This is a genomic window from Zunongwangia atlantica 22II14-10F7, assembly GCF_002094855.1.
Classification (GTDB): Bacteria; Bacteroidota; Bacteroidia; order Flavobacteriales; family Flavobacteriaceae; genus Zunongwangia; species Zunongwangia atlantica.
Genome location: NZ_ARYN01000001.1, coordinates 42,208 through 55,718, shown reverse-complemented (window position 1 = coordinate 55,718; position 13,511 = coordinate 42,208). Strand labels below are relative to the sequence as shown.

The window sequence follows — 13,511 nt, the reverse complement described above, 5'->3', positions numbered from 1 at the left end:
TCCTTAAGAAGTTTAAGATTCTATACCTTAGACCCCAGTCAATTAAACAGAAGTGAAAGGCATTTAAGTCTCAGGATTATTGTATTTTGTAACAATTAGAGGAGTTTGTAAAAAGTATGCTTAAGTAAATCTTGTATCTTTACACCCTAAAATTTATCCAAACAAACTAAGCGAAGAATAACAATTATGCATGTAGCGATTGCAGGGAATATTGGTGCTGGTAAAACCACACTAACAAGATTACTCGCCAAACATTACAAATGGGAACCTCATTACGAAGACGTTCTGGAAAACCCCTATCTTGAAGATTTTTACAACAAGATGGAACGTTGGTCCTTTAATCTGCAAATCTATTTTTTAAACAGTAGATTTAGACAAATTTTACAGATTAGAGAAAGTGGTAAAAAGATCATACAGGATCGTACCATTTACGAAGACGCACATATTTTTGCTCCCAACTTACATGCAATGGGATTAATGACCAATAGAGATTTTGAAAATTATAAGTCTTTATTTGAACTTATGGAGAGCGTTGTACAGGGGCCAGATTTGCTAATTTACCTAAGAAGCAGTATCCCCAATTTGGTAGCCCAAATACAAAAACGAGGAAGAGAGTATGAAAACTCTATTTCTATCGACTATCTAAGCCGATTAAATGAACGTTATGAAGCCTGGGTACACGATTACAACAAAGGAAATTTACTTATTGTAGATGTAGACAATATTAACTTTGTAGATAATCCGGAAGACCTTGGAGACATTATTAACAAAATTGACGGAGAAATAAACGGACTATTTTAAATTTGGATTATGGAATCTACTAAACTAAAACGACCAAAGCACAAGGGTTCTCCTAAATTATTTGAAAACCCTATTCTAGAAAAACTAACGCATACTCACATCTCTGCTCCACTAATTATTTTCTTTGGTACAGCAGCGGCGCTTATTTACTACGGAATTTTTGAAAAAGGATTTAGAACTCCTGAAATTTTAGCCTGGTTTGCTGGTGGCCTATTATTCTTTACTTTTATAGAATATATAGCACATCGCTATTTATATCACATCCCTGCAACCACGCCTAGAAGGCAAAAAATATCATACACCATGCACGGTGTTCACCATGATTATCCAAAAGATAAATCTAGATTGGCCATGCCACCGGTTTTAAGTTTAATCGTAGCGACTATACTTTTTATTATTTATAGAGCGATTTTAGGTGATTATGTATTTGGCTTTTTAGCAGGGTTCTTAGTAGGATATGCCAGCTACCTTGCCGTGCACTATTCAGTTCACGCGTTTAAAGTACCTAACAACTTTTTAAAGATTTTATGGCATCATCATAGTATCCACCATTATCGTGAGCCAGATCGTGCTTTTGGCGTGTCTTCCCCATTTTGGGATCATATTTTTAGAACTATGCCAAGACAAACTCCGGCTAGTGCCAGAACTGCTGTAGGAAAAAGTATAGACGACGATAATCAGGGAAAAGGACATACGCATTAAATAAATTCCCTTTCAAGAAATTAAAGCCGAATGATGATTTTCATTCGGCTTTTTTATTGGCACCGCCATTGGGTGTAACACCCAGAGGCTTGCCTCAAAATTAAAATTTTGTTTCCAGCGAATGCCTCGTAGGCTTAGCCCGTGGTAATTTACTATTTAATAAATCCGTTTTCACGGGCATGAGTAATTGCTTCAGCAGAACTATGTACCATTAGAACTGGTGTCGTATCAAAATTATCAATAATACTCTGCACCCGCTTCATTTGTCCTTTATGGTTTACACTTCTTAAGTAAATCGCGAAGATCCTATCTGAATGCTGCATAGCAATATCTGTATAAATTGAAGCATCATGTTCACCGCTATCTCCTATCAGAATAAACTTTAAATCTGGATAGGTTTTCAGGATATTAAAAATCTCTCGTTGTTTATGTGGTTTTTCGGGTTTTATTGTTTTCTCGAAAGGATGCCTCATATCACGCAGTAAGATTGGTCCTTTTGGAAAGCCATTATAATCCAGGAATAACTTTAAATATTCATACATATTCCAGGGACTATTACTTAAGTAAAACATTGGATTTCGGTTTCCTTCTGCATGGCCCTTATGTAGTAACTTGTACAAATTAGGCGCTCCCTTTAAAGGCATTCTTTTATAAGCATTGGTAAGCAAAGAATTTTTAAGCAACCGCCATTTTAAAAAAGAAGTAACCCCAGTATGTAAAATCGTATCATCAATATCGCTAATTACGCCATATTCAGCATCTACAGAAGGAATTAAAAATTGTCCCATAAAAGGATTGCCCAAAAGCTCGGTTTTTGGCTCTAATTCTTCACGATAATAAAGATGATAATCTACCCAACCTTCATTATCACTAACATTAGAAATATTATTTTCTAATGTTTGATTGAACAAAAAATAACCTTCGTCGTTTGTTGTTGTTTCAAGTTTTAATTTACCGGGAATTTCAAGTTCTATGGCTGCATCGGGAATCTCGAAACTATCAAATTGCTTATAGGTATTTACAAAAGTTTTCCATTTGTTTTGATCCTGATGAATCTTTAACGGTGCATTGTCCAAAACCCTGCCTTTTACAAACAATCTGGAATAAGTCCCATAGCTTCGATAAGGCACTACAAGCACCTGATCCAGGTTTTTATATCGCCCTAAGAGTTTCTTAAATCGTTTAAACATTAACGTATTTTTCCTTCTATAAATTTCTATTGATTAATATTAGCTAAAAACCGATTGCATTTTTATAGTCGATTTTCGATAATTTCAGCATTAATTTTTTCACCTTTTGTAACCCTCAAAAAGTCCCTAAAATCTTCCGTTTACCGACTGCATCTAAAAATAAAGGAAATATCTGCGAAGTCACGTTGTAGAGAAGTTAAAATAAAAAGCCTTTAAAACATCGAATCTTAGCACTATTCCGAAGAAAATTTTAAGCAAATAAAAAAGCAATAACCAAATAGTTATTGCTTTGTTACCTCGTTAGGACTAAAATATTTTAAAGTGTATTATAGTTTAAGACGATTTTGATCACCTTCGTAGTTTTCGTATCGCGCTACACACTCTTTAATGATTTGTTTTGCTTCTTCAGCATCACCCCAATCACCAACATCTACTTTTTTCTTTTCAAGATCTTTATAAACTTTAAAGAAATGCTCGATTTCCTTAATTAAGTGACCATTTAATTCTTTTAGGTCATTAAGTCTATTCCAAATAGGATCTGATACCGGCACACAGATAATTTTTTCATCTGGACCTTTTTCATCTGCCATGTGGAACACACCAATTGGCTTTACTTCCATAACGATACCAGGGAAAGTTGGTTCGCTTACAAGAACAAGAACATCTAGGGGATCGTCGTCTAAAGCTAAAGTTTCTGGAATAAAACCATAATCTGCAGGATACATCATAGAAGAGAAGATCATCCTGTCGTAACGTACTTTTTTTAACTGAAAATCGTATTCGTATTTATTTCTGCTCCCTTTTGGAATTTCAATTAGTACATCAAAGGTTTCTGACATTTTATTTGTTTTTGTTGAACTTTATTAGATTATCAAATATAGTGAATTCTATTCTTTAACAGTGCTGATTTAGAAGTGAAAACCAAAATTTATAGTCACTCCAAATTGCCTTGCATCGGGGTTATCTAAATAATTACCACGGAAGTGTGCATCGATCCTTATAATCTTAAAAATATTGCCAACCCCAAGGCTATACTCCCAGTAAGGCTCATTATTTGGTGCTACCAGAGGAATATCTGAAGCATTTAATCGAATATTATCTTCTGAAATTTCTCCCCAAACTCCTTTAATCCCGATAATTTCTCGCAGGTTTAAATCGCGTAAAAGCGGAATTCGTGAAAATAAACGACCGTTAAAATTATGCTCAAAATGAGCGGCTACATAAGTATCTGTCACAAACTCGTAGTAATCTAACTGTGAAAAGGTGTTATATAGCTGAAAATAAGTTTGGTTACCCGGTACTACACTTAGCAATGCCAAAGGTACTTCTCCATAAGTTTTACCGGCTTCTATACTGGCATTGGCTCTACCAAAACCACCAATCATTAAGGGCTGATTATAAAAAAACTGAAGCTTTTTATAATCAAAATCACTCTGAAAAATGTTCTTTACCCCCAAAGTATAGTTCACAAAAATGGTAGCGTGATCGTCTTCTACTTCTTCTCTTTCCACACCATAACCAGCCGTTTTTCTACCTGGAGTATACATGATAAGATTAGAAATTTCAGTCTGTTGCAATTCAGATAATACCTGAGTTCTGGTCTCATCAGTATAAAAATCGAGGCTAAAGCCTTCTGAAGCGGCTTCAATTTCACGATACGAACCACTTAATCTAAAAGTTAGATTTTCAACAGGTTCAATTTCTACTGCTAAAACAGAGAGATTGATCGAACTTAAACTATTATTAGAACTTGTACTTATTAATGCTGAAGAGGCTAAGCTACGCCCTAAAACATCTGTGGTGTTCGTTAAATTAGTTCCAAGCTGTTCTACATCACGACGATTACCCGCCGAAATAATCAAACGATTATCAGGATCCAACAAAACTTTTCCCTGAATTCCGTACTTAAATTTATTATCTTCAAAACCATAAGCGCCATAACCTTCGATTCTCCACTTATCATGCTGTGAAAAATAGGTTCTTCCGCCACCTCTTAATCGAATTCCTTCTACATCATTAAAACCAACCGAAGAAAAAATTGGACCATAATCCCAGCCTTCAAAATCTAAATACCCCGTAGCAAGCGCTGTAGAAACATTGTATAATCGCTTAAATTGCTTCACTGTTCTAAGCGTATCGAGCATATCATAAACGCCACGTTCATCCCCGTTCAATTCTTCGAGCCTGTTTTCCTGCCAAAAATCGTCTTCACGATTATAGACTTCTTCCCGGTAACGATTTACTTTTTTATTATAAAATGATGAAGGGCGCTCATTATCAAATTCATATTGATCGTATAAGACGGTTCTTTTCCCGTAGACGCCACGTGAATCTTCTTTATCCCGTAATGCAAAATCTGCCTGAAAGAAATCTTTTTTCAGTAAAAAAACAGAATCGTTTAAAACATCAAATTCCTGTTCTATATAAACTCCTTTTACCCAGTTAAGATTGGCTCCTTCAGACATTTCCAGGTTAATATCTTTTATGGCCCAGGTGGTATCGTTTACCCAAAAATCTCCGCTAAAAGTAAGCTCGTTTTGCCTTCTTGGATAATACACGATATTGTAACAATATTTCCCATCTACATAAGCAGTATCTGCTAAGACATAATTGTAAACATTGATACCGGTTTTAGACAACGGACTCACAAAGTTCTTATCAAAAAATCGCAAGTAATTTTCGTAAATATCGATCTCATCGTAAATATCACGCACCGTAGAAATTAGCATCTGATTATCACTAAAACCCGAATTCTTATTTCCTTTTAGTTCAGTTAATTCCTGCCCGGTTTCGTTATCTCCGTAAACCATACTAACAGATTCGTTTAAAAAAACCGGCAAATAGGTTTTTCCTGTAATTCTATTAGTATCTAAATCTTCAAAAATAAACTCCATTCCGTTAAAGATTCGGCTTTCAATAAGGGAACTATCTATGGTGTTTAAATCAAATTCTAATTTTTCATAACGACGATAGGCATATTGGTCGAATTTCTTTACACCATTACCTCTTCTATTTGCCCAAATTTTACGAAGAATATCTATTGCAGGGTTATTTTTTTTAGAGGTTTCACCTTTATATATTTTTACTTCTGAAAGGGATTCTGAAGACGCATAAAGCGTGACTTTTAGATTCTTTAAGTCTTTATTTTGTAAACTAACGTCTTTAGTTTGATACCCTAAAAATGAAAAAGTAACAGAGGTATAATTTTTTTTTGAAGACAATGAAAAGTTTCCATCGCCGTCTGTTGTTGTGCCTTCTTTAGAGTTGGTGAAGATCACATTGGCAAAAGGAATCCCTGCGCCGTTTTCGTCTACGACAATACCGCTAACCTCGGTTTGCGAAAAAACCTGAAAGCAACTGAAAATAAACAGGGTAGACAAAAGAAAATTCTTCATAAAGACATAAAAAAACCCCTCTATCCGGTAAGGGAAGAGGGGTCAAATATAGGTTATCTCTTTTACTTGTACATTACCTTTTTTACAGCTTTAACAACATCTTCACTATTAGGCAACCATTCTTTAAGTAGAACAGGAGAATAAGGTGCAGGTGTATCTGCCGTATTTATTTTGATAATTGGTGCATCAAGGAAATCAAAGGCCTGCGCCTGTACCTGGTAGGTAATTTCAGTTGAAATATTTCCAAATGGCCAAGCTTCTTCTAGAATTACCAATCTGTTTGTTTTCTTCACAGATTCGATAATAGTTTCATGATCCATAGGACGAATAGTTCTAAGATCGATAACTTCCGCAGAAATTCCATCTTTTTCTAACTCATCTGCAGCTTTGTAAGCCTCTTTGATAATCTTACCAAAAGAAACGATCGTTACATCTGTACCTTCACGTTTAATATCGGCTTTACCAATTTCGATTACATACTCTTCTTCTGGCACTTCACCTTTATCACCATACATCTGCTCACTTTCCATAAAGATAACTGGATCGTCATCTCTAATCGCTGATTTTAGAAGTCCTTTTGCATCATAAGGATTAGAAGGAACAATTACTTTTAAACCAGGACAGTTAGCATACCAGCTTTCAAAAGCCTGAGAGTGTGTTGCACCAAGCTGACCAGCAGAAGCTGTTGGCCCTCTAAATACGATAGGACAATTAAATTGCCCACCACTCATTTGACGAATTTTAGCTGCGTTGTTTATAATTTGATCGATTCCAACAAGGGAAAAGTTAAAGGTCATGAACTCTATAATAGGACGGTTACCATTCATAGCACTACCAATACCAATACCTGAGAATCCAAGCTCAGAAATTGGAGTATCGATAACTCGATCTGGTCCAAACTCGTCCAACATTCCTTTAGAAGCTTTATATGCACCGTTGTACTCGGCTACTTCTTCACCCATTAAATAAATGGACTCATCTTTGCGCATTTCTTCGCTCATAGCCTGTTGAACGGCTTCCCTAAATTGAATTGTCTTCATTATAGTTCTTGATATTAATTTTTATAACTTATAGGAACACAAAAATAGTAATTCAATAAAGTTTTTACCACATAAACCATTAAAAATTTACCCCTTAAAAAAACTTAATTATTTTACATCTCCACTCAGCAGCTATATCGTCAAAAAACTCATTATTTTATTACTAAAACCGCATCAAAAACATCGATTTTTAAGCTTTACGCAAATACAAGGCTGTTTTTTATGATATTTTTATTATGCACGCATAGTACTTTCTAATTTATTTATGTAACTTCGTAATCATATCGTTTAATAAAAAAAGAACTTTAAATATGAAGATATTAGTGTGTATTAGTCACGTTCCTGATACAACCTCAAAAATTAACTTTACCGATGGTGATAGTAAGTTCGACACTAACGGAGTTCAATTTGTTATAAATCCTAATGATGAGTTTGGTTTAACCCGTGCTATGTGGTTTAAAGAAAAGCAGGGCGCCAGTGTAGATATTATTAATGTTGGTGGACCAGAAACCGAGCCTACTTTACGTAAAGCTCTTGCCATTGGTGCAGATACCGCTATTCGAATTAATACTGTTCCTACAGATGGTTTTCAGGTAGCAAAAGAATTAGCTAAAGTTGCCGGTGAAGGAAATTACGATCTTATTATCTGCGGAAGAGAATCTATAGATTATAATGGCGGGATGGTTCCCGGTATACTTGCTGGATTACTAAAAGCTAATTTTGTTAATACCTGTATAGGCCTTGAAATTGAAGGCGATAAAGCAACTGCCATTCGTGAAATTGATGGTGGTAAAGAAACTTTAACGGCAAGTCTTCCTTTAGTGATTGGAGGGCAAAAAGGAATCGTAGAAGAAAGTGACCTTAAAATACCTAATATGAGAGGTATTATGCAGGCACGTAAAAAACCTTTAAATGTTGTTGAACCTAGCGGAGCTGAAGCTGCCACAAAAGCAGTAAAATTTGAAAAACCAGCACCAAAAGGTGAAGTAAAACTAGTAGATCCAGAAAATTTGGATCAATTAATCGATCTATTGCATAATGAGGCTAAAGTTATTTAAAACTCAAGCCAATTTTATCGATTTTCAACAAAGGTTTTTAATCTAATTAAAATTTAAAGAATGTCAGTTTTAGTATATACAGAATCAGAAGACGGAAAATTTAAAAAGGGAGCGCTAGAGGCTGCTTCTTACGCAAAAGGTATCGCTGAAGCTATGAGCACAAGCCTTACCGCTATTGCTTTTAATGCTGAAGATACCAGTGAACTTGGTAAATACGGAGTAGATAAGGTCTTAAGTGTAAGCAGCGATAAATTAAAGAATTTTAATGCTGAAGCTTATGCTGATGCAATTAAACAGGCTGCTGAAAAAGAATCTTCCAAAGTCGTAGTTTTAGACCAGTCTGCTAACGGAAAATATAGCGCACCGCTTGTGGCCGTGGAATTAGAAGCTGGTTATGCTTCAAATGTGGTTGCACTTCCAGAAAGCACTTCTCCATTTCAGGTAAAAAGAACAGCTTTTACAAATAAAGCTTTCAATTTTACTGAAATTTCTACGGATGTTAAAGTTGTAGGACTTTCTAAAAATGCATTCGGACTTAAAGAAAGTGAAGGTGCAGCAGCTTCAGAATCATTTGAACCTCAACTTTCAGCTGAAGATTTTACGGTAAACGTAGAATCTGTAGACAAAGCAAAAGATAAAGTTACAATTGCCGATGCAGAAGTTGTAGTTTCTGGTGGTCGTGGATTAAAAGGCCCAGAAAACTGGGGAATGATTGAAGAAATGGCCGATATCCTTGGTGCAGCAACAGCTTGTTCTAAACCAGTAAGTGATATGGGATGGAGACCGCACAGCGAACACGTTGGGCAAACTGGTAAACCAGTAGCTTCCAATCTTTATATCGCGGTGGGGATCTCTGGAGCAATACAACATTTAGCAGGAATTAATGCTGCCAAAACGAAAGTGGTGATTAACAACGATCCAGAAGCACCTTTCTTTAAAGCTGCAGATTATGGAGTTGTTGGAGATGCATTTGAGATTGTTCCTAAGCTAAATGAAAAATTGAAGGAATTTAAGGCTAAAAATGCATAAATTTTATAACTTGTGCCCCTTAAAAGGGCTGTCTAAATTTGGTAAAATGCTCTATTTAGACAGCCTTTTTTAATTTATGGAATATGAGTTTAGTGCGTCTGAATATCAAAGGAATATCTTATAGTCAAACCCAAAATGGAGCATACGCTCTTATATTAAGTGAAGTTGGTGGTGATAGAAAATTACCCATTGTAATTGGTGCATTCGAAGCTCAATCCATAGCGATTGCGCTCGAAAAAGAAATACGCCCACCAAGACCGCTAACGCACGATCTATTCAAAAACTTTTCAGATCGATTTGATATTACTGTTAAACAAGTGATTATCCATAAACTTGTAGACGGTGTATTTTACTCCAGTCTTATTTGTGAGAGAGATAAGATCGAAGAGATTATCGATGCCCGTACCAGCGATGCCATTGCATTGGCTTTAAGGTTTGATGCCCCAATCTTTACCTATAAAAATATCCTCGAAAAAGCAGGAATTTACCTTCAGGGTGAAGACCAGCAGCAAAAAGAAAAAGAAGAAAATCAGGAAGAAATTATTTCTGAAGAGCTTCTAACAGATGATATTGAAATTTCTAAAGAAGATAATAACTATAAAAAGTTATCTTTAAGCGAACTGGAAAGTTTATTATCCCAGGCTGTTCAAAACGAAGATTACGAAAAAGCAGCCAGACTTAGAGACGAAATCTCTAAAAGACATTAATACCCCTTTTAAAATATGAAGAGATTATTATGCCTTCTTTTTTTAATGCTTTTTAGCTTCCCTTTACTGCAAGCTCAAAGTATTACGAAAAGCTGGAAGATCGAAACTAATGTAGACAGCATTTCTGGAGACATCTTTAAGCCAGAAAGTATACTCACCATAAACAAAGGAAGATTTAGCTTCTCCAAAGAGAATGATACTCTGGCTCGTGGCGATTATATGTACCAAAACGACATTCTGGTTCTTTTTTACACCAGGCCAAATAGAGAAATGGAAAACTACAGAGTCACCAAATTATCAGACTCTTCTATGGTGCTTAAAAGCGGTAAAAATGGTATCGATTTAAAAGCACATCAACCTAAGATCGCCGAAGTTATCCCGGCTAAAACCGCAAAAAAGATCATCCCTAATCAGGGAATTACAACTACAGGTATTTTACGCGGAATTTTAGGAATGTTCTCTCTTATTCTTCTGGCCTTTTTATTTAGTAGCAAACGTAAAGCCATCAACTGGAAAACAGTTAGTATTGGTCTTGGGATGCAATTATTACTGGCTTACGGAGTTTTAAAAATAAACTGGGTAAAATCTACTTTCGAATTTGTTGGAAAAATCTTCGTTAAAATCCTGGAATTTACAGCCGCAGGTAGTGAATTTCTATTAGGTGGATTAATGGATACGTCGAGTTTTGGATATATCTTTTTATTCCAGGTATTACCAACCATTATTTTCTTTTCAGCATTAACTTCTATTCTTTTTTACTACGGAATTATACAGGTAGTGGTTAGAGGTTTTGCAATGGTTTTAACCAAACTTTTAGGAATATCTGGAGCCGAAAGTTTGAACGTTGCCGGAAACATTTTCTTAGGCCAAACAGAAGCTCCCTTAATGATCAAAGCTTACTTAGAGCGTATGACGCGTTCTGAAATCTTATTGGTAATGATTGGTGGAATGGCAACTGTAGCAGGTGGAGTTTTAGCAGCATACATCGGCTTTTTAGGTGGTGACGATCCTATAGCCAGATTAGAATTTGCCAAACATTTATTAGCAGCATCTGTAATGGCAGCACCGGGAGCCATTGTAATTTCAAAAATACTTTACCCTCAACAGGAAAAAATTAATACTGACGTAGAGGTTTCTTCTGAAAAAATAGGATCTAACGTATTAGATGCGATCGCTATTGGTACTACTGAAGGTTTAAAACTTGCAGCTAACGTTGGTGCCATGCTATTAGTTTTTGTTGCTTTAATTGCAATGCTTAACTATGGTTTTGCAAAAATTGGTGAGTTTACTCATTTAAATGACTTTTTAGCAGCAAACACCCCATATCAAACATTTTCTATAGAAGCGGTTTTAGGAACTGTTTTCGCTCCATTAATGTGGCTTATTGGTGTTGCTAAAGAAGATATGATGCTAATGGGACAGTTACTGGGAATTAAACTGGCAGCAAGTGAATTTGTTGGATATATTCAGTTAGCAGAACTTAAAAACCCGGCAACCGCATTAAGCCTAACCTATCAAAAATCGATTATCATGGCAACCTATATGTTATGCGGATTTGCAAATTTTGCTTCAATAGGTATTCAGCTTGGAGGGATTGGTTCTTTAGCGCCAGGACAGCGTAAAAACTTATCTGAATTCGGTATAAAAGCAGTAATAGGGGGAACTTTAGCCTCTTTACTTTCTGCCACGATCGCAGGTATGATCATCGGTTAAAAAATATTGATCTTAGAAATAACAAAAAAAGGTGTAGCGGTTAGAGGCTACACCTTTTTTTATTTTATAAATATTCACTCAAAGATTTAGAACATATTATCTATTTTAGCATTCAATTATTACAATTCTAGATAAAAAGGGCAGCAGAATTATGAAGCAATATCACGACTTATTACAGCATATTTTAGATAACGGAGCTGAAAAAGGAGATCGCACCGGTACAGGAACTAAAAGTGTTTTTGGTTACCAAATGCGTTTCGATCTAAGCGAAGGCTTCCCTATGGTCACTACCAAAAAAGTGCATCTAAAATCGATAATCTACGAATTGCTTTGGTTTTTAAAAGGTGACACAAACGTTAAATATCTTCAGGAAAACGGTGTTAGAATCTGGAACGAATGGGCCGATGAAAATGGCGATCTAGGACCGGTATATGGTCACCAATGGAGAAACTGGAATAGCGAAGAAATCGACCAGATTTCAGAAATTATAGAAACTTTAAAGACCAATCCTAATAGTCGTAGAATGCTGGTTTCTGCTTGGAATCCTTCGGTAATGCCAGATACCTCGGTTTCATTTTCAGAAAATGTAGCCAACGGCAAAGCTGCGCTTCCACCCTGCCATGCATTTTTCCAATTCTATGTAGCAGATGGTAAACTAAGTTGCCAATTATATCAACGCAGTGCCGATGTATTTTTGGGCGTTCCTTTTAATATTGCATCTTATGCATTGTTCACCATGATGATGGCCCAGGTTTGTGGTTACCAGCCAGGAGATTTTATTCACACTTTTGGAGATGTACATATTTATAGCAATCACATGGAACAGGTAGAACTTCAGTTAAGCAGAACGCCAAAAGACTTACCTACGATGAAGTTAAACCCAGAAATCACCAATATTTTTGATTTTTCCTTTGAAGATTTTAAATTAGAGGGTTACGATCCGTATCCGGCCATTAAGGGCAAGGTTGCGGTGTAAATAAACTTTAATTTAAAATTTTTAATTATTATGAAAAGCTTATTGCTAATAGCAAGTTTTGTAATTGGAAGTATCACCACTGTTTCGGCGCAACAAACGTCGCCAGTTTGGCCGGGTTGTGAGGATAGCAAAAATATAAAGACCTGCTTTAACAAGAAACTTAGCGAGCACGTTAGAGAAAATTACAAATACCCTAAAAATGACGCCGGCGAATATGTTCGTGGCGAAGTTACCATCAAGTTTGAAGTTGACGAAAAAGGCAAAGTGAATGTTTTAAATATTGAAGGTGACGAACCTTTGGTTAATAATGCAGCAAAAAAAATGATCGAAAAAATGCCGAAGATGGAACCGGGAACACTTCAGGGAGAACCCGATGCACGTGAATTTACCGTTCCGTTTAAATTCTAAAAATTATACCTGAAATTAGATAAAATCACCTTCAGTTTTTATGAAAAATCTACTACTTATTGTTTTCTTCCTTTTCAGCACTTTAGGTTTTGGACAGGAAGGCGTAAAAGCTGAAGGTAATACGGTTAAAGTTTCAGAAATTGCTGCGGTTTGGCCAGGTTGTGATTCCGCAGAAAACAAAGAAAATTGCTTTAGTCAAAAATTCCTGGAACTTGTAAAAACGACCTATAAATATCCCAGGAAAGATACTGGGGATTTTCTTCGAGGTAAAGCCACAATAAAAATGCATATCGATGAAAAAGGTGTGGTAAAGATCAATACGATCGAAACTGAAGAACCAAGGATTAAAGAAGCCTTAGAGAAAATGCTGACTAAACTCCCTAAAATGACTCCGGCTAAAAAGGCAGGAAAATCCATTTCTATGAAATATACGATACCGGTTCAGTTATAAAGTTTACAGTTTACAGTTTACAGTTTACAGTTTACAGTTTA

General features: G+C 35.8%; 13 protein-coding genes. 9 read left to right on the top strand and 4 right to left on the bottom strand.

Features of this window, described 5'->3' with window-relative positions:
• Positions 1-186: 186 nt before the first annotated feature.
• On the top strand, positions 187-801 hold the full coding sequence (locus IIF7_RS00220) for a deoxynucleoside kinase (protein ID WP_084839697.1): 615 nt from the start codon (positions 187-189) through the stop codon (positions 799-801).
• 9 nt (positions 802-810) lie between these two features.
• Entirely contained in the window at positions 811-1,503 is a 693-nt protein-coding gene (locus IIF7_RS00215; protein ID WP_084839696.1) for a sterol desaturase family protein, read from the top strand.
• A gap of 152 nt (positions 1,504-1,655) precedes the next feature.
• On the opposite strand, the gene IIF7_RS00210 is transcribed toward IIF7_RS00215, so the two are convergent.
• From IIF7_RS00210 to IIF7_RS00195, 4 genes are all read right to left on the bottom strand, one after another.
• Positions 1,656-2,693: an App1 family protein gene (locus IIF7_RS00210; RefSeq protein WP_084839695.1), complete on the bottom strand. Its 1,038-nt coding sequence runs from the start codon at positions 2,691-2,693 to the stop codon at positions 1,656-1,658.
• A 326-nt stretch (positions 2,694-3,019) separates the two neighbouring features.
• The gene (locus IIF7_RS00205) at positions 3,020-3,532 is read right to left on the bottom strand and encodes an inorganic diphosphatase (RefSeq protein WP_084839694.1); all 513 of its coding nucleotides are present in this window, start codon (positions 3,530-3,532) and stop codon (positions 3,020-3,022) included.
• Positions 3,533-3,601: 69 nt separating this feature from the next.
• Complete coding sequence (locus IIF7_RS00200; RefSeq protein ID WP_084839693.1) at positions 3,602-6,088, bottom strand: DUF5686 and carboxypeptidase-like regulatory domain-containing protein; 2,487 nt, start codon at positions 6,086-6,088, stop codon at positions 3,602-3,604.
• Positions 6,089-6,150: 62 nt separating this feature from the next.
• Positions 6,151-7,128: a pyruvate dehydrogenase complex E1 component subunit beta gene (locus IIF7_RS00195; RefSeq protein ID WP_084839692.1), complete on the bottom strand. Its 978-nt coding sequence runs from the start codon at positions 7,126-7,128 to the stop codon at positions 6,151-6,153.
• A 311-nt stretch (positions 7,129-7,439) separates the two neighbouring features.
• Here IIF7_RS00195 and IIF7_RS00190 point away from each other — a divergent pair, with 311 nt between their 5' ends.
• The 7 genes from IIF7_RS00190 to IIF7_RS00160 all read left to right on the top strand — a co-directional run bounded on the left by IIF7_RS00190 (position 7,440) and on the right by IIF7_RS00160 (position 13,470).
• Entirely contained in the window at positions 7,440-8,186 is a 747-nt protein-coding gene (locus tag IIF7_RS00190) for an electron transfer flavoprotein subunit beta/FixA family protein (RefSeq protein WP_084839691.1), read from the top strand.
• 60 nt (positions 8,187-8,246) lie between these two features.
• Positions 8,247-9,215, top strand: coding sequence for an electron transfer flavoprotein subunit alpha/FixB family protein (locus IIF7_RS00185; protein WP_084839690.1), 969 nt, complete (start codon positions 8,247-8,249; stop codon positions 9,213-9,215).
• Positions 9,216-9,298: 83 nt separating this feature from the next.
• The gene (locus IIF7_RS00180) at positions 9,299-9,922 is read left to right on the top strand and encodes a bifunctional nuclease family protein (RefSeq protein WP_084839689.1); all 624 of its coding nucleotides are present in this window, start codon (positions 9,299-9,301) and stop codon (positions 9,920-9,922) included.
• A 15-nt stretch (positions 9,923-9,937) separates the two neighbouring features.
• Positions 9,938-11,635, top strand: a complete 1,698-nt coding sequence (locus tag IIF7_RS00175) for a NupC/NupG family nucleoside CNT transporter (protein ID WP_084839688.1) — start codon at positions 9,938-9,940, stop codon at positions 11,633-11,635.
• A 151-nt stretch (positions 11,636-11,786) separates the two neighbouring features.
• Positions 11,787-12,611, top strand: a complete 825-nt coding sequence (locus tag IIF7_RS00170; RefSeq protein WP_084839687.1) for a thymidylate synthase — start codon at positions 11,787-11,789, stop codon at positions 12,609-12,611.
• Between the two features lie 30 nt (positions 12,612-12,641).
• Complete coding sequence (locus tag IIF7_RS00165; RefSeq protein ID WP_084839686.1) at positions 12,642-13,019, top strand: energy transducer TonB family protein; 378 nt, start codon at positions 12,642-12,644, stop codon at positions 13,017-13,019.
• Between the two features lie 40 nt (positions 13,020-13,059).
• Positions 13,060-13,470: a hypothetical protein gene (locus tag IIF7_RS00160; RefSeq protein ID WP_084839685.1), complete on the top strand. Its 411-nt coding sequence runs from the start codon at positions 13,060-13,062 to the stop codon at positions 13,468-13,470.
• The last annotated feature ends 41 nt before the right edge of the window (positions 13,471-13,511 follow it).